The organism is Brevundimonas sp. AC546 (genome assembly GCF_979258305.1).
In genome coordinates this window covers 2,198,891-2,220,817 of sequence record NZ_OZ409849.1, presented here as the reverse complement: position 1 = coordinate 2,220,817, position 21,927 = coordinate 2,198,891, and the positions used below count along the sequence as shown (strand labels likewise).

The window sequence follows — 21,927 nt, the reverse complement described above, 5'->3', positions numbered from 1 at the left end:
ATCAAAGTTTGGTGCGCAGGGACCACAGCTCGGGGAAGCAGCGCTTGTTCAGGGTCGAGGCCAAATAGGCCGCCCCCTCGGTTCCGCCGGTTCCACGCCGCCGGCCGATGATGCGCTCGACCGTGACCACATGCTTGTGTCGCCAGGTCAGCAGGGCGTCGTCCAGATCGACCAGCTTCTCGGCCAGCTGATACAGGACCCACCAACGCTCGGTGTCGCGATAGACCTCCAGCCAGGCCGCCTCGACGGCTTCCGACGGCTCGTAAGGCTGGGTCACGTCGCGGTTCAGCACCTCGGCGGGCACGGGCAGACCCGCCTCGGCCAACTGGGCCAGCGCGTCGTCGTACAGGCTGGGCGCGGCGATGGCGGCCTGAAGCGCGGCCAGGGCCTCGGGGCGATCCTCATGGAACTTCAGGAAGCTGGCGTCCTTCAGGCCCAGCATGGCCTCGAACCGACGGAACTGATCGCTCTGAAAGCCCGAGGACGAGCCGAGCGAACCGCGAAAGCGCAGATAGTCTGCCGGGGTCATCGTCGACAGGATGTCCCAGCTGTGGGTCATCACCGCCTGGATGCGCGAAACCCGCGCCAGGCTCTTGTAGGCGGGAACCAGGTCGCCGGCGCGCACCAGCCGCTGGGCCAGGGCCGTCTCGTGCAGGATCTGCTTGAGCCACAGTTCCTTGGTCTGGTGGATGACGACGAACAGCATCTCGTCGTGCTGATCCGACAGCGGATGCTGGGTCGAAAGCAGGTCGTCCAACGCCAGATAGCCGGCGTAGGTGATGTCGCTGGATTGGGTCATGCCCGCCTATCGCCCGCGGTGGCGGGCAGCGCAAGGCGGCTTAATGCTGGCCTTGGGCCGAGACGTTCGAGGCGATCTGGCGACCGGCGTCGAAGGCGTCGCGCGCGCCTTTGTAGATGAAGCCGTAGGTCGGATAGACGGTCGTGCCCAGGTCGTTGATCGGATTGTACCAGACCTTGACCTGCGACCAGTCGTTGGAGGGCGACACGTCGACGACGGTGACGTTCTCCTCGACCTTGCCGCGGCTGCCGCCCCAGTTGGCGTGGGTCACGCGGACCACGCGGTCGGTCAGGATGTCGGAGACGACGGCGACGTGGCCCCGGCTCATGCGGCCCTCGGGACGGAAGACCAGAACCGAGCCGGTTTCCGGCGCCTTGCCGGTGCGGAAGCCGGCGGAGGCCTGGCGCCACCATGTCCAGGCGTCGCCGAAGATATTGATGCCCGAGAACATGCGCGCGAAAGTCACGCACTGCCAATACGGCTCGTCAGCCTTTGCGCTGGTGGGAACGGCGCCCAACGCAAAAAAACCGAGGGTCGCCGCAACTGCGGCGGCTTTGAGCCGTTTCGTCATGCTTAGGGGTATCCCGACCCGCCGTTGGGACGCCCTTTAGGCCATGGGTTCACGCTCGGTAGCAAGTTGTTTCGGCGTAGCGCTGGACTTCAGACTGCTTGCCGAAACCTTATTGCTGCGCTTTGCCATGCCGCGCAAAGCCTTGCGGGCCGGGTGTTCCACCAAATGGTACGAAATGGCCGCGACGACGGGTAACAGGGCCAAAATCACCAACCACACGAAAATTTGAAGCTGCTTGTCGGGCGCGTCCGTGAGCTTGGCGGCCAGACCGACGGCCAGAAGCTTCCACGGCACGCAGACCATATAGACCGAATAGCTGATCTCGCCGAGGTATACGGCAGGCTTGGACGCCAGCCATCCGGCGCGTTCGTTCGGCAGCGACGCCAGCGACAGGATCAGGGCGCCGGCCAGCAGAACCGTGACCCCGTCCCATAGGCCCAGCGCGGCGCTGAGGACCATCAGGCCGAACGAGACGGCGGCGCAGAGCCACGGCGCCTTCAACGGCGCGCGGCGATAGACGAGGTAGAGGGCGCACCCCAGGGCGAAACACGGCACGATCCGCAGCGCGCCCCAACGAATGGTCGCCTCGGTCAGAGCGAAGCCTGCCCATTGCTCGAAGACGAAATAGAGGATGGCCAGGAACGCCGCTGCGCCGACGACGGCCGCGATCGGACGATGCCGCGCGCGCCAGAAGACGAAGGCGAACAGAGGGAAGCACAGGTAGGCGAACCACTCCGCCGAGATCGACCAGGACGGATGGTTCCAGCCCGCCACCGGCGCCAGGCCCCAGGCGTGGACCATGAACAGGTTGGCGGGCAGCGACGCCCAGCTCAGCACATTGCCGTCCACGCTCATGCCCGCGAACAGGGCGGCGGCGGCCAGAAGCCCGACCCCGATCAGGGTCGCGACATGCAGCGGATAGACCCGCGCCACCCGCGCCCACAGGAAGCTGCGATAGGAGAACCGCTTCTCGCCCGCCGCCTGAAGATAGACGTGGCTGAGGATGAAGCCAGACAGGACGAAGAACAGCTCGACTCCTAGATAGCCCTTGGCCACCAGACCGGACTGACCCGCCCCGGCAAGGTTTTCCCAGAAACTATAGACGGCGACCCACATCGCTGCGCCGAAACGCAGGGCGGTGATGGGGCGAAGATCGGCAGGAGTCTGGACGGGGGTCATGGTCTCACCTTGGCACGTCAGCCTTTTCGAACCGTGAAGGCGCGCAAAGGTTGTGCCCGGCGGCCGCTATCCCGCCCACGCGCCGTGGAAGCCGGCCGGCAGGGCCGTGTCCGCCTGCCAGGTCGCCACCGGCCCGTCCTCGATCCGCGCCACGTCGAAGACATGGAGTTCGGTGCGACCGTCCTTCAGATTGACCGACGGTCCGACCAGCCAGGCGTCGCGTTCGGCCATCGCACCGGGCTTGGGCACGAAGACCGCTTCCTCGACCACCTGATGCACGCCGAATTCGAAGGCCTTCAAGCGGCCGCTGTCCCAGTCGTGGACGGCCAAGCCAGTCGGCAGAGGACGACCGCGCGTCTCGCCCGCCGTATGGGCCGTAAGGCTGCGTTTCAGCCCGGCCCGGCGCGGATCGGCTTTCGGGAACTCGCCCACGACATCGCTGTAGGTCATGTCGGCGCGACCATCGGGCCGCAGGGTGATCAGGGCCAGTTTCGCCGGATCGCCCGGCGCCACCCCATGCCCATCCACCAGAACCCGCGCGCCATCGACGGCGAAGCGCGGATCGCCGCTGGCGGCGACATCGAAGCGGATCGTGTCGTCCCGCTCGGCCCAGGCGTCGCCCAGGTGGAAATGGAAGAAGCCGGGCAGGTCGTAGAGGCGGCGCTTGGACAGGTCGTCCTTGTCCAGCACCAGGACCTGCGTCCCCATCTCGGGTCGCCAGGCGAGACCCGAGATCACCGGCATGGCGTGGGTCTCGAACACCCAGGGCTGGAGCACCAGGATCACGTGCCGGTCGGTGGCGGTGAAGTCGTGCATATAGCTGGCGCGCGGCAGGGGCACGATCTGGGCGTCGTTCAGGCTGCGGTCGGGGTTCAAGCGCCAGATGACGGCGCGGTTTCCGGCTAGGCCGACATTCCAGATCGAACCGTCGGGCGCATAACGCGGATGGGCCTGGAACGGCATCCCCTTCAGGTCGTCACGCAGGGTGACGAAGCTCTTGGTCGATAGGTCCGAGGCCGACATGGCCAGGGGCGATCCCGCCTCCCACAGCGCCCAGACCTGATCGCCCGCGACCATGACGGCGGTGTTTGCGGCGTTGGCGTCATCGTTCGAACCAATGCGGGCGCGCGCGTCGCCTTTCGTGCCGAAGCCTGGGGTCACGACGGCGCCCAGTTCGGTCTCGGCGCGGCGCTTGGGTGTGTCGGCGAACCGCGCCTCCAGCGTGGCCTGCCCGTCCTGGATGCGGAAGGCGCGCATCATGCCGTCGCCGTCGAACCAATGGGTCGCCGAACCGCCCGGTCGCCGGAACTTGGCCGGCCCGTTGCGATAAAGCGCGCCCTGCAGCCCCTCCGGCGCCCGGCCGTGGATCAGGCGCATCGTCTGGCGCGCCATGTCGCCATCGATGTCCTGGGTCGCCAGCGCCCAGTCGGCGTTCGTCGCGGCGACGGCGTCCAGAGCGGCGGCGGCGCGGACCATTTCGGGCGTGGCGACGGCGGCGGAAAGCGCGGCGGCGCCCATCAGGAAGGAACGGCGGGAGGGGGTCATGATCAGGCTCCGGCTTCGATCGCTTACTTCAGGTCGATCGACTGGACGGCGACGCCGGCCGCAGTGAACTTGGCGCGGTCCCACGACGCCGGCCCCATGTTGCCGACCGCATTGTTGGAGAAGGCGTAGGGTTCGGTCGGCATGCCGAAGGGGTTGGTGTTCATCTTGCCGTCGCCGTTTAGGTCGTGAAAGGCGCGCACCGCATAGTCGCCGTCGGGCAGCCCCTCGAACGTCGCGCTCTTCTGACCGCCCGCCGCGTCGACCATGGCGTAACGGACCGGCTGGCCCTCGCCGCCATAGTTCGCCTCACTGCCGAAGACAGCGGCCATGATCTGGCCCTGAGGCGCCGCGGTCGGAAAGTCGACGGTCAGGTCGGCGGCGAAGGCCGGGGCCGAGATGACGGCGGCGGCGACGAGAGCGAGAACGGGGGTGATGGCGGCGAAGGTCTTCATGACGGTGCGTCCTGGTTCAGGGAGGAGACCGACGACCGGTCCTCGATGACCGACACTGCCGCCGCTCCGTGCCCGCCGCCACCTCACTTGCGGCGACGCACGGCCACCATTCGCCAACGACCACCCCCGTTCATTGGCGAAGCGCGAACGGACAGAGAATTTTACGCCGCAGCGTGTGACGCAAAAAAGAAAAGGCCCGGAACCTGGGTCCCGGGCCTTTGTCTCTGAGTGGCTCGCGACGTGGACTAGTCCAGCGTGCGCTTGATCTCTTCGACCGTGAAGCACTCGATGTAGTCGCCTTCCTTGATGTCCTGGAAGCCCTGGAACTGCATACCGCACTCCTGGCCCGCCGTGACTTCGTTGACCTCGTCCTTGAAGCGTTTGAGCGTGTTGAGCGTGCCAAGTTCCAGCACCACCACGTCGTCGCGGACGATACGGACGCGGGCGCCCTTGCGGACCACGCCTTCCGACACCCGGCAACCGGCGATCTTGCCGATCTTGGAGATGTCGAACACCTGCAGGACGGCCGCGTTGCCCAGGAAGGTTTCGCGTTGCAGCGGCGCCAGCATGCCGGACAGCACGCCTTTGATGTCGTCCAGCAGGTCGTAGATGATCGAATAGTAGCGGATCTCGACGCCCTCGCGGTCGGCCAGATCACGCGCCTGTTTCGACGCACGAACGTTGAAGCCGAGGATCGGCGCGCCGGCCGACTTGGCCAGGTTGACGTCGCTCTCGGTGATGCCGCCGGCGCCGGAATAGACCGTGCGGGCGCGCACTTCGTCGGTGCTCATCTTGTCCAGCGAACCCACGATGGCTTCGGCCGAACCCTGCACGTCCGCCTTGATGATGACCGGCAGTTCCGAGGCCTTCTTGGAGCCGAGCCTGGCCATCATGTCGACCAGCGAGACAGAGCCGCCTGAAACCTGGGCCTTCTCGCGCTTCACCCGCTGACGGTATTCGGTCAGCTCGCGGGCGCGGGCTTCGGATTCCACCACAGCGAAGACGTCGCCGGGAGACGGAGCCTCGTCCAGGCCGAGGATCTCGACCGGGACAGACGGACCGGCTTCGGTCAGTTGCTCGTTGCGCTCGTTCAGCAGGGCGCGAACCTTGCCCCACGATCCGCCGGCTACGACGATGTCGCCGCGCTTCAGCGTGCCGCGCTTGACCAGGACGGTGCCGACCGGGCCACGTCCCTTGTCCAGCTTGGCCTCGATGACCACGCCTTCGGCCGAACGATCGGCGCTGGCGCGCAGATCCATGACCTCGGCCTGGACCAGAATGGCTTCCAGCAGGCCGTCGAGGTTCATCCGCTCCTTGGCGGACACCTCTATGATCTGGGTGTCGCCACCCAGGCTTTCGGCGATCACTTCATATTGCAGCAGTTCGTTGACGACCTTCTGCGAAGTCGCCCCCGGCTTGTCCATCTTGTTCACCGCCACGATCAGGGGCGCATTAGCCGCCTTGGCGTGCTGGATGGCTTCAATCGTCTGCGGCATGACGCCGTCGTCGGCGGCGACGACCAAGACCACGATGTCCGTCACATTGGCGCCGCGCGCACGCATGGCCGAGAAGGCGGCGTGGCCCGGGGTGTCCAGGAAGGTGACCTTCTGGTCGTCCGGCAGGCGAACTTGGTAGGCGCCGATGTGCTGAGTGATGCCGCCGGCTTCGCCGCCCGCGACGTCGGTGGTGCGCAGGGCGTCCAGCAGCGAGGTCTTGCCGTGGTCGACGTGGCCCATGATGGCCACGACCGGGGCGCGGGTGTCCGCCGCTTCGGCGTCGTCCGCATCGCCCAGGAAGCCGAACTCGATGTCGGATTCCGAGACGCGCTTGACGGCCATGCCGAACTCCTCGGCCACCAGTTCGGCGGTGTCGGAGTCGATCACGTCGTTGATCTTCATCATCAAGCCCTGCTTCATCAGGAACTTGATGATGTCGACGCCGCGCACGGCCATCCGGTTGGACAGCTCCTGAACGGTGATAACGTCGGGAATGACCACTTCGCGCGGACGGTTGGGCGCGTCGGTCGAGCCGCCCTTGCGCTTTTCCTTCTCGCGTTCGCGGGCGCGGCGGACCGACGCCAGCGAACGCATCCGCTCGGCGGCGTCGCCGTCGCCGACCACGGACTGGATGGTCATGCGGCCTTCGCGGCGCTTCGGCTCGCCGCGCGTGCGGCTGACCGCCTTGCCGGCGTCGGAGAAGCGTTTTTCACGATCGTCGTCGCGACCGACCGGACGGCCGAAGCCGGCGCCGGGCGCACGGGCCGGACGCAGAACATTGGCCTCGGCCGGGGGCGCGTTCGGGGTCGGACGACCGCCGGGGCCGGTGCGCGCGCCGCCGGGACGGGCGGCGCCGGGAGCCGGACGCGGGTTCAGAGCAGAGTAACGAACGGGCTCGGCCGGCTTGGCGCCTTGCGGACGCTGGCCGCCAGGACCCGGACGAGCGCCCTGCGGACGATCGCCTTGCGGGCGGTCGGTCTGCGGGCGCTCCGAATAGGCGCGGTCGCCGCCACCCATGGCTTGCTCGCGAGCCGAACGGCCGCCGAAGGCGGGACGCTCAGGCGCAGCGCGTTGCGGATTGCCGGGCTTCGGTACGCGTTGACCAAAGTTGACGACAGGGCGAGCCGGGGCAGCCGGGCGGGCGGGCGCAGCCGGCGTCGGGGCCGCAGCCACAGGAGCCGGTGTCGGCGCAACGGGCGCAGGAGCCGGTGCAGCGGCGACGGGTGCGGCAGGCTTCGGCGCCGGCTTGGCCGGTTGAGGGGCAGCGGCCGTCAACTTGGCGGCCTCGGCGCGGGCGGCTTCGGCTGCAGCCTTGGCGGCGGCGGCTTCGTCGCGCGCGGCCTGGGCGGCGCGTTCGGTGGCGGCGGCCTGGTCGCGGGCGGCCGCGTCGGCTGCAGCCTTGGCGGCGGCGGCGGCGTCAGCCTTGGCGGCGTTGGCCTGGGTCGCCAGGGCGATGGCGCGACGCCGCGCTTCCTGCTCCTCGGGCGACAGGGCGCCGCCGGCGGGTTGCGACGGGCGCTGACCTTGCGGACGCGGCGCCTGAGAGGCCTGCTGCGGACGCGCGACATCGAAGCCCTGCGGACGTTGCGGTCCGCCGGCGCCCGCACGACGCTTGGTCTCGACCACCACCGTCTTGGATCGGCCATGGCTGAAGCTCTGCTTCACGGTCCCGGTCGGGACCGATCCCACAACGCGCGGCTTCAGGCTCAGCGGAGCACGCGGCCCCGTCTGGGACGGCGTGCCGCCCGCGTTGCCTTGGCCTTCGTTGGTCTTGTCGTTTTCGTCGCTCATCCGGTCGCTTTACTCGGGGCGGAAAGGCCCGCCGTCCTCATCTAATACCCATGAACGGCCGTGAGCCCGTCTCCGCCCTTGGAGACAGGCCTCGGCCGCCAAAATCCTCAGCTCGCCCCACCTTTATCAAGGTCAGTCGGGGTTGCTCCCGCCGGTCCGTCCTCGACACTGGAAACATTCCAGTGAGGGGGACGAAGCGGCCGAAATCCAGCCAGTCGTTCGACCTCTATGGTCCACCGATCGGCGCGTCCGCCCGCAAGCAGGACGGCGTGTATCGCATTTTCCAGCCCAAGGGCCAAACTCAAATCGTCCACGGTGAACGCGCCGCAAACTTTTGCGGTCTGATGGCGGGCCAGGGCGAGGATTTTTCCGCGTCCGTCGGCCGAGCCGTCGGCGGCTTCCAGCACCCAGGCGGCCTTGCCCGAACGGATGTTCGCGGCGGATTTTTCGAAGCCAGAGATAAGCACGCCTTCGCGCCGGGCAAGACCGAGCTGGTCGAGACAGCGCCGGACCAGCAGCCGTTCGACGATATCGGCCAGGTCAGCCGGAGCGGTCAGCTTGGTTTTCGCAGCGCGGGTGAAGCCGTTCTTCTTGACCGCAGTCTCGATCGAGACGCGGCTGGCTTCGACCCACAGGCCGCGTCCGGGCAGTTTCCTGCCCAGGTCGGGAACCACCTGGCCATCAGGCCCGGCGACGAAACGGATCAGGCGAGATTCGTCCATGACCTCGTGAGAGACGAGGTCCCGGCGTTCCCTATCGATCGTTGCGTCGCGCAAGCTCATATGTGGCCAGGTCTCCCATCACGCGTTCGACGGTTCGGAGTCGTCCTCGACGAGGACCTCCGTTGCGTCGGATACGGCCTCGGCGTCTTCGGCCTCGGCGGGCGCGTCGCCGAACACCTGGTCCGGGTCATATTCGCCCTCGGCGTATTCGCCGTCTTCCTCGAACTCTTCCGGCTCAGGCTGCGGCAGTTCCGAAGCGTCGATCCAGCCGGCGGCGACACGCGCCTGAAGGATCAGCAGTTCGGCGTCTTCCTGAGCCAGGTTGAAGCTTTCCAGAACGCCGGGGACCTTGACCCGTTCGCCGTTCTTGACTTCGTAGCCGCCGCGGATTTCGTCGGTGGCCAGGTCGGCGAGATCCTCAACCGTCTTCACGCCGCCTTCGCCCAGGGCGACGGCGATGGCCAGGGTCACGCCCGGCACCTGAAGCACGCCGTCCTCGACGCCCAGTTCGACGCGTTTGGCGTCCAGCTCGGCGGCCTTCTTGTCCAGGAATTCGCGGGCGCGGGCCTGCAGTTCCTCGGCGGTTTCCTCGTCGAAGCCTTCGATCTCGGAGACTTCATAAGGATCGGCATAAGCCAGGTCTTCCACCGTGGCGAAGCCTTCGGTGACCAGCAGCTGGGCGATGACCTCGTCCACGTCCAGGGCTTCCTGGAACAGGCCGGTGCGTTCGCTGAACTCGCGCTGGCGACGCTCGGAGTCTTGCGCTTCCGTAATGATGTCGATCTGCCAGCCGGTCAGCTGCGAGGCCAGGCGGACGTTCTGGCCGCGACGGCCGATGGCCAGCGACAGTTGCTCGTCCGGCACGACCACTTCGACCCGACCGGCTTCTTCGTCCAGCACGACCTTGGAGACTTCGGCAGGAGCCAGGGCGTTGACGATGAAGGTCGGCTCGTCCGGGTTCCACTGGATGATGTCGATCTTCTCGCCTTGCAGTTCGGCGACGACCGCCTGAACACGCGAGCCGCGCATGCCGACGCAGGCGCCGACGGGGTCGATGGAGCTGTCGTTGGACAGGACGGCCATCTTGGCGCGCGAACCGCTGTCGCGGGCAGCGGCGCGGATCTCGATCACGCCGTCGTAAACTTCCGGCACTTCCTGGGCGAACAACTTGGCCATGAAGCCAGGGTGGGCGCGCGACAGCATGACCTGCGGGCCCTTGGCCTCGGGGCGCACGTCGTAGATGTAGGTGCGGATCCGGTCGCCGATGTTGAACACTTCGCGCGGGATGGACTGGTCGCGACGCATGACGCCCTCGCCCCGGCCCAGGTCGACGATGGTGTTGCCGTATTCGACGCGCTTGACCGTGCCGTTGACGATTTCGCCGACGCGATCCTTGAACTCTTCGTACTGGTTGGCGCGCTCGGCCTCGCGGACCTTACCGGTGACGACCTGACGGGCCATCTGCGTCTGGACGCGACCGAACTCGAACGGCGGCAGGGTCTCGACGTATTCCTTGCCGACTTCGGCTTCAGGATCGCGCTTGGAGGCGTCCGTCAGGCGCACCATGGCGCTGTCGTTGAACTCTTCCAGCTCGTCTTCCGGCATCCAGTCGTCCTCGACGATGGTGACGTGACGGGTCAGGGACAGTTCGCCGGTCTTGTGGTCGATCTTGGCGCGGATGTCGTGGTGCGCGCCGTAACGCGACTTGGCGCCCTTTTGGATGGCTTCTTCGATCGCTTCGATGACGACCTCGCGCTCGATGTTCTTCTCTTGCGCGACCGCATTGGCGATCTGCAGCAGTTCGAGGCGGTTGGCGGAAATACCGGTGACGGCCATCAGGCGTTGTCCTCAGAAGGGGTCGTGGTGTCGGTTGTTGCGTCTTCGGCTTCCCCTTCGGGCAGGCCGTCGTCTTCGGGTTCGCCGCGCGCGGCGCGAATGGCGGCGCCCCGCTTCATCAGGGCGTCGGTCAGGACCAGTTTCGCATCGCTCAGCCAGTCGAACGGGATCAGGGCGGTCTCTTCCTCGCCGTCCAGATCGATCAGGACGTTGCCGTCCTCGTATCCGGCCAGCACGCCCTTGAAGCGCTTGCGGCCCTCGATCATCCGGTCGGTCTCCAGACGCGCCTCCTCGCCCTCGAACAGGTCGAAGTCGAGCGGACGGGTCAGGGGCCGGTCGATGCCGGGCGACGAGACTTCCAGCATATATTCGCCGGCGATGGGGTCGGCGGCGTCGAACACCTCGGACACGGCGCGGCTCAGCTTGGCGCATTGTTCGACCGAGATGTCGTGGTCGGACGGGCGCTCGGCCATGATTTGCAGACGCTGGCGCTTGGAGCCGGTCATCAGTCGGACGCGTACGACCTCGAGACCGAGCGACTCCGCGATGGGGTCGATCAGCTCCAGCAGTTGGCGGTCCTGGGCGGTTCTTGCGCGCAAGCGACGAGTATCCAAAACAAAAGCGGCGGTCCGTCCGGGCCGCCGCTTGGAACGACGCCGTTGGACGCCGGTCTAACGATGTGAGGGGCCATATAGGCTGTTCACGATCGCTTGTCAGCCCTCTTCGTCATCTTCGGGCGAAGGCGGAGGTCAAACGAGGGCCAGTCGGCCCAGATAATCCATCTTGCCCAGCGGCACGCCTTCCTTGCGCAGGATGGCGTAGGCGGTCGTCAGGTGGAAGTGGAAGTTGGGCAGGACGAAGCTGGTCAGATAGCCGGCGCCGTTGAAGTTCAGTTCGCGGTTCGGCGTCTTTACGACGATCGGGCGGGTCTCGGCGCCGACAAAAGCCGAAGGCTCCACGCTCTCGATGAAGGCGACGGTGCGGGCGATGCGATCCTTCAGTTCGGCGAAGGTGGTCTCGGTGTCGGCCATGGCCGGATTGTCAACGCCCGCCAGCCGGGCGACGGCGCCCTTGGCCGAGTCCGACGCCAGTTGAACCTGCGACGCCAGGGGCCGCATGTCGTCATGGAGACGGGCCTGAACCAGTGCGGCTTCGTCGAAGCCTTCCGCCGCAGCCTTGTCGAGGAAGCCCGACAGGTTGGTCAGGCCGCGCACGAAGATCGGCGAGGCGGCGTCGTAGATCGAAAAGGTCATTCCATGGCTCCGGTTGGCGCCATAGCTGGGCGGTGCGTCGCCGAAGCGCCAGCCCGGCCGACCCTTAAGTCAAAACTCTTCCCAGCCATCCTCGGCCGCTAGGGCGGCGACCCTGGGTGCGGCGCCGCCCCGGCCGACCGTCTTCAGCGCAGCGGCGAGATGGGGCGAGCGCATCGGCGGGGTGGCGGCGGATGCAGACGCCCTGCGTGAAGCGGGGGCCGGCGCCGATGCGAAAGTTGAGCCGACGCGGAACTGGGCGACCGAGGCCTGAAGGCTTTCCGCCTCCTGGGCCAGCGAATGGCTGGCGGCGGTCGATTGCTCGACCATCGCCGCGTTCTGTTGCGTGACCTGATCCATCTGGTTCACGGCGGTGTTGACCTGGGCAAGGCCGACGGCCTGCTCCTGGGCCGAGGCGGCGATTTCGCTGACCAGCCCGTCAATCTCGGCTACCCGGTCCACGATCCTTTGCAGGGCCTCGCCGGTCTGACCGACCAATTTCACCCCCGATCCGACCTGAGTGGTGGAGGTGGAGATCAGGGTCTTGATCTCCTTCGCCGCCTCGGCCGAACGTTGGGCCAGGGCCCGCACTTCCGACGCCACGACGGCGAAGCCACGACCGGCCTCGCCTGCACGCGCCGCTTCGACGCCCGCGTTCAGGGCCAGGAGATTGGTCTGGAAGGCGATTTCGTCGATCACGCCGATGATCTGATTGATCTGGCTGGACGACCCTTCGATGGCTTGCATGGCGGAAACGGCGTCGCGGACGATGACGCCCGAGGTTTCGGCGTCGCCCTTGGCGGCACGCACGACATCCGAAGCTTGGCGGGCGCCCGAGGCGGTCTTGTTCACCGTGGCGGTGATTTCATCCAGCGCGGCAGCGGTTTCTTCCAGACCGGCGGCCTGCTGTTCGGTGCGGCGCGACAGGTCGTCGGCGGCCTGCGAAATCTCGCCGGCGCCGGAACGGATGCCGGAGACATTGCCGACCACCACCGAAACAGCCTCTTGAAGCTGGGCCACGGCCGCGTTGAAATCGTTCTTAAGCTGCGCCGCCTTGGGCGCGAACTCTACCTCGATCCTGTGCGTCAGGTCGCCGTCGGCCATGGCCGACAGGCCCTGGCCCAGGGCGGTGATGGTGACGCGATCAGCCTCGGCCTCGCGGGCCTTTTCGGCCTCGCGTGCGGCGCGTTCCTGTTCGCTCATGGACCGTTGCGACAGAGCCTCGGCCTCCAGACGATCCTTTTCGATGGCCGCGTCGCGGAAGATGGCCAGGGCGGCGGCCATCTGGCCGATCTCGTCGCCGCGGGCCACGCCAGGAATTTCCGTGGTCTTGTCGCCGTCAGCCAGGCCGCGCATCCGACGACCCAAGGCCACCACGGGCATCGACACGGACCGGCCGATGAACCAACCGGCCGCCCCGATCGCCAGCGCGACCGCCAACGCCATGGCGCCAAGGGTCAGCGCCGCCTTGCCGACGGCGGCGGCGATCTGATCGGTATAGACACCCGAGCCGATCACCCAGCCCCAGGGCGCGAAGCCCTTCACGAAGGAGATCTTGGGCGAGGCCTTTTCCTGGTTCGGCTTGGCCCACTGATAATCGACGAAGCCTTCACCTTTCTGCTGAACGACGCTGACGAACTCCTTGAACATCAGCACGCCCTCGGCGTCCTTGTTCTCGCTCAGATCCGTGCCGTTCAGGGCAGGCTTCATCGGGTGCATCACCATGGTGGGATGCATGTCGTTGATCCAGAAATAGTCGTCGTTTCCGTAGCGCATGGCGCCGACGGCCGCCTTGGCGGCGTCCTGAGCCTGAACGCGGGTCAGGCGGCCGGCCTGCTCCTCGGCCTGGTAGTGAGCCACGACGCTATAGGCGATCTCGACGGAGGCCTTGGTGCTGCCGGCGATGTCCGCGCGCATGACGGCGTCCAGCCGCATCAGCGACAGGCCGGTGATGACCAGAAGCCCCGCCATGGTCACCAGAGCGAGCAGATTGATCCGCCCGCCGATCGTCAACGCCTTCATATTCCCCGTCCCCAAATCTCATCACTTGGGACACTTACTAACGAGGTTCGTTAAATATCCGCGAAAGGACCGGCTGCGTAAAACTACGCAGGCCCTTCGTCATTTTGTCCGTCGAAACTCCAGGAGGACCGGGACGGTGTCGCCCAGCTTCTTTTCCTCGTAGCGGGTCACGACATGATCGGCGGGCGGGATGAACCAGTCCTGATCGGCCGCGCCGATCCGCTCCAGCCCCGGCGTGCGGCTCAGCCGCTCCAGCGCCCACTCGGCATAGTCCAGCCAGTCGGTGACGAAGCGCAGCGTGCCGCCGGGCTTGAGGATGCGGGCGAAGGCCTGCGCCGTCTCGTCCTGCAACAGGCGGCGCTTGTTGTGCCGCGCCTTGTGCCAGGGGTCGGGGAACAGGATCAGCACCCGGTCGACCGAGGCGTCCGGCAGGGCGTCGACCAGGTCGCGTGCGTCGTCGGCGTGGATGCGGACGTTCTTCAGCCCGCCCTCCTCGACGTGTCGCAGGGCCGAGGCGACGCCGTTCAGAAAGGGTTCGCAGCCGATGACGAGGGCGTCGGGACGCGTCGCCGCCTGGGCCGCCATGTGCTCGCCGCCGCCGAAACCGATCTCCAGCCAGACCTCGGTCGCCTCGGGCATCATCGCCTTGGGGTCCAGCGGCCCTGCCTTGGGATCTGGCACGGCGATATCGGGCAGCAGCGTCTCCATCAGCGCCGCCTGGCGCGGCTTGATCGGACGGGCCTTGATGCGGCCGAACGACCGTAGCGGGCGGTCGAGATGCGGGTTTTCGTTCTCGGGACGGTCGTCGGAGTTCATGCGCCTGCCGTTAGCCGTCGCAGCGCGAGGCGTCCAGAACAAGCGCGCCCAGACGAACGTCGAAACCTTTTGACGGTCGCGACCGAACGCCTTTTTATGACGGCTGCAAGCGGCGTCGGGGCTGACGCATTCGCGGGGAGAGGGATTTCGATGATCGGACATCATCTGCGGGGCGTCAGCCTCGCGGCCATCACATGCGCCGTGTTGGGCCTGACGGCCTGCGCCACCACCGGCCAGACCTCAGACGACACCGCCGCGAAACCGTCGAAGGACCAGACCCTGGCCGCCGGCCTGGATCCAGCGACCACGCTGGATCCCTACCCTTCCACCTATCAGCCCCTGCCGCGCGAGAACTTCGCCGTGGTCGGCGCCACGGTCCTGACCGGCACGGATCGCAAGATCGAGAACGGCGTGGTCGTGGTCACGGACGGCAAGATCGCCGTCGTCGGCGACGCCTCCACCCCCGTCCCGACCGGCTATCGCGTCGTCGAGGCGCGCGGCCGTTACGTCACCCCCGGCGTCATCGACGTTCACAGCCACCTGGGTGTCTACCCGTCGCCCGGCGTCAGCGGCATGAGCGACGGCAACGAGGCGACGAGCCCGAACACCGCCCAGGTCTGGGCCGAACATTCGTTGTGGCCACAGGATCCCGGCTTCAACACCGCCCGCGCCGGCGGCGTGACCACGCTTCACATCCTGCCCGGCTCGGCCAATCTGTTCGGCGGGCGCGGCGTGACCATCCGCAACGTGCCCTCGATCACCATGCAGGGCCTGAAGTTCCCGGCAGCCCCCTACACGGTCAAGATGGCCTGTGGCGAGAACCCGTCGCGCGTCTATGGCGGCCGCAACCAGAGCCCGGCGACCGGCATGGGCAATATGGCCGGTTACCGCGCCGCCTTCATCGCCGCGCGCGACTACAAGGCCAAATGGGACAAGTGGCGTGAGGACGGGGAAGGCGCCGCCCCGACCCGCAACCTGCAGAACGAGACCCTGATGGGCGTTCTGGACGGTTCGATCCTGATCCAGAACCACTGCTACCGCGCCGACGAGATGGCGCTGATGATGGATATGGCCAAGGAGTTCGGCTACCGCATCACCACCTTCCACCACGCCACCGAGGCCTACAAGCTGGCGCCGCAACTGGCCGCTAACGACATCTGCGCGGCCATGTGGACCGGCTGGTGGGGCTTCAAGATGGAGGCCCTGGACGCCATCGAGGAAAACGCCGCCCTGGTGGACGCCCAGCAGGGATCGTGCGCCGTCATCCACTCCGACGACGCCGAACTGACCCAGCGCCTCAACCAGGAAGCCGCCGCCGCCCTATCGGCCGGTCGTCGCGCCGGCCTGAACATCTCCGAAGAACACGCCATCGGCTGGATCACCTCCAACGCCGCCAAGGCCATCGGCATCGCCGACCAGACCGGGTCGCTGGAGGCCGGAAAGCGCGCCGACGTGGTGATCTGGAGCGCCGATCCCTTCTCGATCTACGCCCGCGCCGATCAGGTCTTCATCGACGGCGCCCTGACCTTCGACCGGACCAACCCCGCCTATCAGCCGACCAGCGACTTCGAGCTGGGCCAGCCGGGCTATGGCCTGAGCGCCGCCAACGTCACGGAAGGAGCCCGCTGATGCGTCTGTCTCACATTCTCGCGGGCGCCGTCGCGGCGCTGTCGCTGGCCGCCCCCGCCCTCGCCCAGGACACAGTCGCCATCGTCGGCGGCCGCGTCCTGACCGGAACCTCCGTCATCGAGAACGGCACGGTCGTCATTCGCGACGGCAAGATCGTCTCGGTCGGCTCAGGCAGCGCCCCCTCTGGTGCGCGCGTCATCGACGCTGCCGGCAAGACGGTCGCCCCCGGCTTCGTCGCGGTCGATTCCGGCTTGGCCGGGACCGAGGTCAGTTCGGTCAGCGGCACAAATGCGCTGCGCAACAGCGCCAACACCCTCAGCGCGGCCTTCGACATTTCCTACGGGCTGGACCCCTGGTCCTTCACCCTGCCGGTCGCACGCCTGGGCGGCATCACGCGCGCCATCGTCGTGCCGCAGCACCCCGGTTCGTCCGGCGGCCATGTCCATGAAGACGAGACGGCCGGCGCGGGCGACGGCGGCTATCAGACGCCGGGCTTGTTCGCAGGCCAGGCGGCGATCATCAACCTGGGCCAGGGCACGGACATCCTGGTCAAGCCGCGCGTGGCCATGGTCGCCCCCTTCGGCGAGGCTGGCGCGGGCGTCGCCGGCGGCGCACGCGGGGCGCAGTTCGTCCTGTTCAAGGAGACCCTGTCGGAGGTCCGCCTCTATGCCAGCAACAAGTCAGCCTACGAGCGTGCGGGCCTGCGCGACCTCAGCCTGTCGCGCGCGGACCTGGAGGCGCTGATCCCTGTCGCCAACGGGACCATGCCCCTGATCGTCAGCGTCCACCGCGCCTCGGACATCCAGCAGGTGCTACGCCTGGCGCGTGAGGAAGGGATCAAGCTGATCCTGGACGGCGCCGAAGAGGGCTGGCTGGTCGCCGGCGACATCGCTTCGGCCGGCGTGCCGGTGCTGCTGAACCCCATCACCAACCTGCCCAGCGACTTCGAAATGCGGGCGGCGCGGATGGAGAATGCGGCGGCCCTGAACGCCGCCGGCGTGGTCATCGCCATCAAGGGCAACGAAGGCTCGACCCACCGCGCGCGCGAGGCCCGCTATAACGCCGGCAACGCCGTCTCGCACGGCCTGCCTTACGGCGCCGCCATCGCCGCCCTGACGGTCAATCCGGCCAAGATCTTCGGCATGGCTGGCCAGTTCGGCCAGATCACGCCGGGCGCAGCAGGCGATGTGGTGGTCTGGTCCGGCGACCCGCTGGAGCCGCTGAGCCAACCGTCGGCGATCTTCGTCAATGGCGTCGAACAGCCGCTGACCAGCCGGCCGCTGATGCTACGCGATCGTTACCGCCAGCAGACGCCGATGCCGCCGGCCTATCGGAACTGACGATCGCTTCGGTCTGACGGAAAGGGCGGGGCCTCGCGGTCCCGCCCTTTTTCATTTGTCGCGTCCGCGCTAGGTCACGCCCATGCCCACTGTGCTCTACATCGACGCCGACGCCTGCCCGGTGAAGGAAGAAGTCTATCGCGTCGCCCGCCGCTATGGGCTGAAGACCTATGTGGTCTCCAACACCTGGATGCAGGTGCCGCGCGAGGCCCTGATCGAACAGGTGGTGGTGGACGCCGGGCCCGACATCGCCGACGACTGGATCGCCGAGCGCGCGACCGTGGGCGACGTCGTCATCACCGCCGACATCCCTCTGGCCGACCGCTGCCTGAAGTCGGGAGCCCAGGCGCTGAAGTCCAATGGCCAGCCCTTCACGCCGGATTCCATCGGCTCGGCCCTGGCCGGGCGGATGGTGGGCGAGCATCTGCGCTCCATGGGCGTGGCCACCTCCGGCCCGCCGCCCTTCTCGGCCGCCGACCGGTCGCGCTTCCTGCAGGCCCTGGATCAGGCCGTGGTCAAGGCGCGCAAGGCGGCGACATGACCACCGTCATTCCAGAGGACGAGCTGGAGTTCCACTTCTACCGCGCCGGCGGGCCGGGCGGTCAGAACGTCAACAAGGTCTCGACCGCCGTCCAGATGCGGTTCGACGTCAAGAACTCGCCCTCCCTGACCGATCCGGTCAAGGCGCGGCTGATGAAGCTGGCGGGCAGTCGTCTGACGCTGGAAGGGGTGATCCTGATCACCGCCGTCCGCCATCGCACCCAGGAGCGCAACCGCGCCGACGCCATGGAACGGCTCCAGGCCATGGTGGACGAGGCCTCGATCCGACCCGTCTATCGCGTGCCGACCCGCCCGACCAAGGCGTCGAAAGAGCGGCGGCTGAAGGCCAAGACCACACGGTCCACGATCAAGTCCGGCAGGGGAAAACCCCGTCAGGACGACTGAGACGCAGGAACGTCTTTTGTTCGATATCGTTCAGCTTCCACAGCAACGGTTGAGTGAGGCGCGGATGCGGCGATTTCGGGCGATGACGATCGGGTTGATGCTGGCGACGGGTGGCCTCGCCGCCTGCGGCCAATACGAAGTCCGAAAGAAGGACAGCGCCGATCCCGGACCTCAGTCGCCAGCCCAGTCCGAACAGGACAAGGCCGTCATCGCCGCAACGCCTCAGGTTTCCATGTCCGCTCGGGATCGAGCTGAAATTCGCAGCGTGGCGCGTGGCTATCTTAATGAAGCCGCCAAGGAACTGGCCAAGGGCTTTTCGCCCGTCGCCGGCGTCGAAGATGTGGTCGTCGCGATGCAGCCGACGGAAGTTCACGCCTGGAAACTGAACCTTGAGAACGGCAAGAATTATCGCATCCTGGGCGAATGCGACAACGAATGCTCCGACCTCGACATGGAGCTGCTCGATCCGGCGGGCAAGATCGTCGAACGCGACACGCTTCCGGACTCAGCGCCGGTGATAAACATCCAGCCCTCGGCGAACGGCGCCTACACCGTGCGCCTGGTGATGAAGACCTGCACCGTGGCGCCCTGCTACGCGGCGGCGCGCCTGTACCATCAGACCGGCCCCATCCCGGACGACGATGCGCCGCCCGCGACGGAGACCTGAGGGATCAGCTTTCGGCTGGGCGGAACAGCAGGGCGGCGATCTTGTCCTCGGCGTCGAAGCCGATCATCCATTCGGTGACTTGGTTGTCGAAGGTGACCTTGAACATCTGGGCCTCGCCTTCCTGCTTGACGTATTCGACGGTCTTGACCGCGCCGAAGCCCTTGATCAGCGGAATGACTTGGGCCTCCTGCTGGCGGATCTGGGTTCCCAGACCGGTCGTGAAGTCCGCGTAGTCGAAGCCGGTCCCCTGGGCCGCAGCGATCACGGCGCGCAGAGCCTCTTCCGAACGGGCGATGTCGGGCGCTTGGGCTGCGCCGGTCGGCGCGGGTGCCGCAGGAGCGGGACGCGCCTGAGTGGTCGCCGACTGCGCGGGCCGATCAAAGGCGTTCGGCACGGCGCCGGCGGCGGCCTGGGCGAAGGCGGGAACGGGCGCCAGCAGCAGTACTGCGGCTAGGGCGGTCTTCATCAGGGTCGGCTTCATACGAAAGCTCCGGTCAGGACAGATAGGGCCAGAGCGAGAGGGCCAAGGCCGTCAGAGCCGCGAGAACCGCGACCGTGACTGAAGCCACCAGCCAAGCCGGAGTTCCCGACTTTTCGATGACCACCGCCGCCGGACGAGGCGGTTCCTGCACCAGGCGCGAGATGGCGCGCGCCGCTGCGATCATCTCGTTGAGGGCGTCCCTGGCCTGGGCCTGGGGTCCCAGCTCGCGGCGGATCCAACGTTCCACCACCGGCTGGGCGGCCTTCCAAAGGTCGTGGTCGGGTTGCAGGCGACGCGCCACGCCCTCGACCGAGACCATGGTCTTCTGCAGCAGGATCAGCTCGGGCCTCAGCCGCATGTCGAACAGGGCGGTGATCTCGAACAGCTGGCCCAGCAGTCGCCCCATGGAGACCTGACTTGCGGCGCGGCCGATCACCGGCTCACCCACCGCGCGCAGGGCCTGGGCGAAGGTCTCGACCGAATGGTGAGCGGGGACGTAGCCGGCCTCGAAATGCACGCGAGAGATCCGGTCGTAATCCCGGCTGATGAAGCCCCACAGGATCTCGGCCAGATAGCGTCGCTCGCCCGGACCCAGCCGCCCGACGATGCCGAAGTCGATGGCGGTCAGATGGGCGGGCGCGCTGGCGAACAGATTGCCCTCGTGCAGGTCGGCGTGAAATACCCCGTGGTCCAGCGCCTGAACCAGAAAGGCGCGCACGACATTGTCGGCCAGCTGATCCTTGTCCAGCCCCGGCAGGTCCAGCAGAGCCGGGTCCGTCATGGGCACGCCCAGCGCCCATTCCAGCGTCAGCACCCGCTTGCCGACCCCGTCCCAGATGACGGCGGGGGCGGACATGTAGCCGTCCTTGGCCAGGACATCGGCCATCTCGCTGGCGGCGGCGGCTTCCAGCCGCATGTCCAGCTCCAGGTCCAGCGAGTTGGCGATGGTCTCGACGAAGGCCGAAGGCTCCAGCCGCCGCGCCATCGGCACGAGCCGCCACACCAGCTGGGCGGCCAGGCGCATCGAATCCAGCCCATTGGCGACCCTGCGCTCGACCCCCGGCCTTAGCACCTTGACCGCCACAGCCCTGCCGTCGGCCAGGGTCGCGCGGTGCGCCTGGGCCAGTGAGGCGGCGGCGACCGGCGGGCTCAGGTCAATGAACAGGCTCTCGACCGGCCGACCCAGCGATTTCTCGATCTCGCGCCGCGCCTCTTCCTCCGAGAAAGGCGGCAAGGCGTCCTTCAGCCGGCCCAGGTCGCGTGCGAACTGCAGGCCGAAGATGTCGGCGCGCGTGGCCAGGACCTGGCCCAGCTTGATCGCCACCGGTCCCAGGCGTTCGAACGCCTTGCCCAGCCTCTGGCCCGGCCTTCCCTGACGGCCGGCGCGACCGGAAAACATTTGCACGAACCGGGCGAAGGGCCGGGTCCATGCGGGCAACAGCGGCGTGACCTCGCGCGGCACAAGGGCGTCGTGCCTCACCAGCACCCACAGCCAGCCCAGCAGCCGCAGGAAGGACGCCACCGGGTTCTGGACCGCCACCGTCGCGGGCGGCGGCGGGGCCGTGCGATAGATCCGGCTGGTCAGATCGCCCACCCGTGGTGGATGGCGGCGATTCCGCCCGACAGGTTGGTCACCGACACGCGACGGAAGCCGGCGTCCTCGATCAACCCCTTGAAGGCCGCCTGATCGGGGAAGCGGCGGATGCTCTCGACCAGATACTGATAGCTCTCGCGATCCTTGGCGACCCAGCCGCCGATGCGCGGAATGGCGTGGAAGGACCAAGCGTCATAGACCTTGCGGATCGGGCTGGTCGTCGGCCGCGAGAACTCAAGGCACAGGAACCGGCCGCCCGGTTTCAGCACGCGGTGCGCCTCCGAAAGGGCCTTTTCGATATGGGCCACATTGCGGATACCGAAACTGATCGAATAGGCGTCGACCGAGGCGTCGGGCAGCGGCAGGTTCATCGCGTCGCCGACGCTCCACTGCATCTCCGGCTCGCCGCCCTTGTGCACGCCCGCCAGGATCATCTCGGCGTTGTAATCCAGCACGATCACGCTGGCGTCCTCACCCCCGCGCCGCTCCTGTGCCGCGCGCGCCATCTTGGAATAGCGTCGCGCCATGTCGCCCGTGCCGCCGGCCACGTCCAGGATGGTCTCGCCCGGACGGGGGTTCAGCTTGGCGGCCGCCATGTCCTTCCAGATGCGGTGAACGCCCACGCTCATCAGGTCGTTCATCACGTCGTAGCTGGAAGCGACGGAATCGAAGACCCCGCGCACCATCTTGACCTTCTCGCGCGCATCCACGTCGCGGAAGCCGAAGGAGGAACGATCACCCGACGAATGCGGGCCGTGCGAGGAGGCGTCGGTCATGAGGCGGGTCTAGCGC

General features: G+C 67.3%; 20 protein-coding genes. 5 read left to right on the top strand and 15 right to left on the bottom strand.

What is annotated here, in order from left to right:
* Nucleotide 1: 1 nt before the first annotated feature.
* From ACZZZD_RS10980 to trmB, 12 genes are all read right to left on the bottom strand, one after another.
* Nucleotides 2–799, bottom strand: a complete 798-nt coding sequence (locus ACZZZD_RS10980; RefSeq protein WP_463434978.1) for a tryptophan 2,3-dioxygenase — start codon at nt 797–799, stop codon at nt 2–4.
* 40 nt (nt 800–839) lie between these two features.
* On the bottom strand, nt 840–1,370 hold the full coding sequence (locus ACZZZD_RS10975) for a CHAP domain-containing protein (protein WP_159847769.1): 531 nt from the start codon (nt 1,368–1,370) through the stop codon (nt 840–842).
* A gap of 36 nt (nt 1,371–1,406) precedes the next feature.
* Nucleotides 1,407–2,549 carry an acyltransferase family protein gene (locus tag ACZZZD_RS10970; RefSeq protein ID WP_463434977.1) on the bottom strand — a complete coding sequence of 381 codons (1,143 nt, stop codon included), beginning with the start codon at nt 2,547–2,549 and terminating at the stop codon, nt 1,407–1,409.
* A 66-nt stretch (nt 2,550–2,615) separates the two neighbouring features.
* A complete protein-coding gene (locus ACZZZD_RS10965; RefSeq protein ID WP_463434976.1) occupies nt 2,616–4,094 on the bottom strand; it encodes a carotenoid oxygenase family protein in 1,479 nt (492 codons plus the stop codon).
* A 23-nt stretch (nt 4,095–4,117) separates the two neighbouring features.
* A complete protein-coding gene (locus ACZZZD_RS10960) occupies nt 4,118–4,546 on the bottom strand; it encodes a DUF2141 domain-containing protein (protein WP_463434975.1) in 429 nt (142 codons plus the stop codon).
* A 245-nt stretch (nt 4,547–4,791) separates the two neighbouring features.
* Nucleotides 4,792–7,833 (bottom strand): translation initiation factor IF-2, encoded by a 3,042-nt coding sequence (infB, locus tag ACZZZD_RS10955; protein WP_463434974.1) that lies wholly within the window; start codon nt 7,831–7,833, stop codon nt 4,792–4,794.
* Nucleotides 7,834–7,940: 107 nt separating this feature from the next.
* Complete coding sequence (locus ACZZZD_RS10950; protein ID WP_463434972.1) at nt 7,941–8,615, bottom strand: RNA-binding protein; 675 nt, start codon at nt 8,613–8,615, stop codon at nt 7,941–7,943.
* An 18-nt stretch (nt 8,616–8,633) separates the two neighbouring features.
* Entirely contained in the window at nt 8,634–10,391 is a 1,758-nt protein-coding gene (gene nusA / locus ACZZZD_RS10945; protein WP_463434971.1) for a transcription termination factor NusA, read from the bottom strand.
* On the bottom strand, nt 10,391–10,990 hold the full coding sequence (gene rimP, locus ACZZZD_RS10940; protein WP_463434969.1) for a ribosome maturation factor RimP: 600 nt from the start codon (nt 10,988–10,990) through the stop codon (nt 10,391–10,393). The genes nusA and rimP overlap by 1 nt, the downstream gene beginning before the upstream one ends.
* Before the next feature lie 150 nt (nt 10,991–11,140).
* A complete protein-coding gene (locus ACZZZD_RS10935; RefSeq protein ID WP_463434967.1) occupies nt 11,141–11,644 on the bottom strand; it encodes a DUF1993 domain-containing protein in 504 nt (167 codons plus the stop codon).
* Between the two features lie 69 nt (nt 11,645–11,713).
* Nucleotides 11,714–13,663 (bottom strand): methyl-accepting chemotaxis protein, encoded by a 1,950-nt coding sequence (locus tag ACZZZD_RS10930; protein WP_463434966.1) that lies wholly within the window; start codon nt 13,661–13,663, stop codon nt 11,714–11,716.
* A gap of 99 nt (nt 13,664–13,762) precedes the next feature.
* Complete coding sequence (gene trmB, locus ACZZZD_RS10925) at nt 13,763–14,479, bottom strand: tRNA (guanosine(46)-N7)-methyltransferase TrmB (RefSeq protein WP_463434965.1); 717 nt, start codon at nt 14,477–14,479, stop codon at nt 13,763–13,765.
* Between the two features lie 150 nt (nt 14,480–14,629).
* Between trmB and ACZZZD_RS10920 the strand changes: the two genes are divergently transcribed.
* The 5 genes from ACZZZD_RS10920 (at nt 14,630) to ACZZZD_RS10900 (ending at nt 19,060) form a co-directional block, all read left to right on the top strand.
* Nucleotides 14,630–16,108: an amidohydrolase gene (locus ACZZZD_RS10920; protein WP_463434963.1), complete on the top strand. Its 1,479-nt coding sequence runs from the start codon at nt 14,630–14,632 to the stop codon at nt 16,106–16,108.
* Entirely contained in the window at nt 16,108–17,448 is a 1,341-nt protein-coding gene (locus ACZZZD_RS10915; protein ID WP_463434961.1) for an amidohydrolase family protein, read from the top strand. The genes ACZZZD_RS10920 and ACZZZD_RS10915 overlap by 1 nt, the downstream gene beginning before the upstream one ends.
* An 82-nt stretch (nt 17,449–17,530) precedes the next feature.
* The gene (locus tag ACZZZD_RS10910) at nt 17,531–17,989 is read left to right on the top strand and encodes a YaiI/YqxD family protein (RefSeq protein WP_045811813.1); all 459 of its coding nucleotides are present in this window, start codon (nt 17,531–17,533) and stop codon (nt 17,987–17,989) included.
* Nucleotides 17,986–18,393: an alternative ribosome rescue aminoacyl-tRNA hydrolase ArfB gene (arfB, locus tag ACZZZD_RS10905; RefSeq protein ID WP_463434957.1), complete on the top strand. Its 408-nt coding sequence runs from the start codon at nt 17,986–17,988 to the stop codon at nt 18,391–18,393. The genes ACZZZD_RS10910 and arfB overlap by 4 nt, the downstream gene beginning before the upstream one ends.
* Nucleotides 18,394–18,475: 82 nt before the next feature.
* Nucleotides 18,476–19,060 (top strand): hypothetical protein, encoded by a 585-nt coding sequence (locus tag ACZZZD_RS10900; RefSeq protein WP_463434956.1) that lies wholly within the window; start codon nt 18,476–18,478, stop codon nt 19,058–19,060.
* A 4-nt stretch (nt 19,061–19,064) separates the two neighbouring features.
* On the opposite strand, the gene ACZZZD_RS10895 is transcribed toward ACZZZD_RS10900, so the two are convergent.
* Genes ACZZZD_RS10895 through ubiE form a run of 3 tightly spaced genes read right to left on the bottom strand, consistent with a single transcriptional unit; the run spans nt 19,065 to nt 21,911 of the window.
* Entirely contained in the window at nt 19,065–19,541 is a 477-nt protein-coding gene (locus ACZZZD_RS10895) for a hypothetical protein (protein WP_463434954.1), read from the bottom strand.
* A gap of 13 nt (nt 19,542–19,554) precedes the next feature.
* Nucleotides 19,555–21,135 carry a 2-polyprenylphenol 6-hydroxylase gene (ubiB, locus tag ACZZZD_RS10890; protein WP_463434952.1) on the bottom strand — a complete coding sequence of 527 codons (1,581 nt, stop codon included), beginning with the start codon at nt 21,133–21,135 and terminating at the stop codon, nt 19,555–19,557.
* A complete protein-coding gene (ubiE, locus tag ACZZZD_RS10885; RefSeq protein ID WP_463434950.1) occupies nt 21,123–21,911 on the bottom strand; it encodes a bifunctional demethylmenaquinone methyltransferase/2-methoxy-6-polyprenyl-1,4-benzoquinol methylase UbiE in 789 nt (262 codons plus the stop codon). Before ubiE ends, ubiB begins: the two co-directional genes overlap by 13 nt.
* Nucleotides 21,912–21,927: the final 16 nt, after the last annotated feature.

Coding starts and splice junctions, on each gene's coding strand:
- ACZZZD_RS10930 (WP_463434966.1), bottom strand. CDS start 13,663: ATGAAGGCGTTGACGATCGGCGGGCGGATCAATCTGCTCGCTCTGGTG.
- ACZZZD_RS10980 (WP_463434978.1), bottom strand. CDS start 799: ATGACCCAATCCAGCGACATCACCTACGCCGGCTATCTGGCGTTGGAC.
- ACZZZD_RS10900 (WP_463434956.1), top strand. CDS start 18,476: ATGACGATCGGGTTGATGCTGGCGACGGGTGGCCTCGCCGCCTGCGGC.
- trmB (WP_463434965.1), bottom strand. CDS start 14,479: ATGAACTCCGACGACCGTCCCGAGAACGAAAACCCGCATCTCGACCGC.
- ACZZZD_RS10935 (WP_463434967.1), bottom strand. CDS start 11,644: ATGACCTTTTCGATCTACGACGCCGCCTCGCCGATCTTCGTGCGCGGC.
- infB (WP_463434974.1), bottom strand. CDS start 7,833: ATGAGCGACGAAAACGACAAGACCAACGAAGGCCAAGGCAACGCGGGC.
- ACZZZD_RS10910 (WP_045811813.1), top strand. CDS start 17,531: ATGCCCACTGTGCTCTACATCGACGCCGACGCCTGCCCGGTGAAGGAA.
- ACZZZD_RS10950 (WP_463434972.1), bottom strand. CDS start 8,615: ATGAGCTTGCGCGACGCAACGATCGATAGGGAACGCCGGGACCTCGTC.
- nusA (WP_463434971.1), bottom strand. CDS start 10,391: ATGGCCGTCACCGGTATTTCCGCCAACCGCCTCGAACTGCTGCAGATC.
- ACZZZD_RS10960 (WP_463434975.1), bottom strand. CDS start 4,546: ATGAAGACCTTCGCCGCCATCACCCCCGTTCTCGCTCTCGTCGCCGCC.
- ACZZZD_RS10920 (WP_463434963.1), top strand. CDS start 14,630: ATGATCGGACATCATCTGCGGGGCGTCAGCCTCGCGGCCATCACATGC.
- ubiE (WP_463434950.1), bottom strand. CDS start 21,911: ATGACCGACGCCTCCTCGCACGGCCCGCATTCGTCGGGTGATCGTTCC.
- ACZZZD_RS10915 (WP_463434961.1), top strand. CDS start 16,108: ATGCGTCTGTCTCACATTCTCGCGGGCGCCGTCGCGGCGCTGTCGCTG.
- ACZZZD_RS10895 (WP_463434954.1), bottom strand. CDS start 19,541: ATGAAGCCGACCCTGATGAAGACCGCCCTAGCCGCAGTACTGCTGCTG.
- arfB (WP_463434957.1), top strand. CDS start 17,986: ATGACCACCGTCATTCCAGAGGACGAGCTGGAGTTCCACTTCTACCGC.
- ACZZZD_RS10965 (WP_463434976.1), bottom strand. CDS start 4,094: ATGACCCCCTCCCGCCGTTCCTTCCTGATGGGCGCCGCCGCGCTTTCC.
- ACZZZD_RS10970 (WP_463434977.1), bottom strand. CDS start 2,549: ATGACCCCCGTCCAGACTCCTGCCGATCTTCGCCCCATCACCGCCCTG.
- ACZZZD_RS10975 (WP_159847769.1), bottom strand. CDS start 1,370: ATGACGAAACGGCTCAAAGCCGCCGCAGTTGCGGCGACCCTCGGTTTT.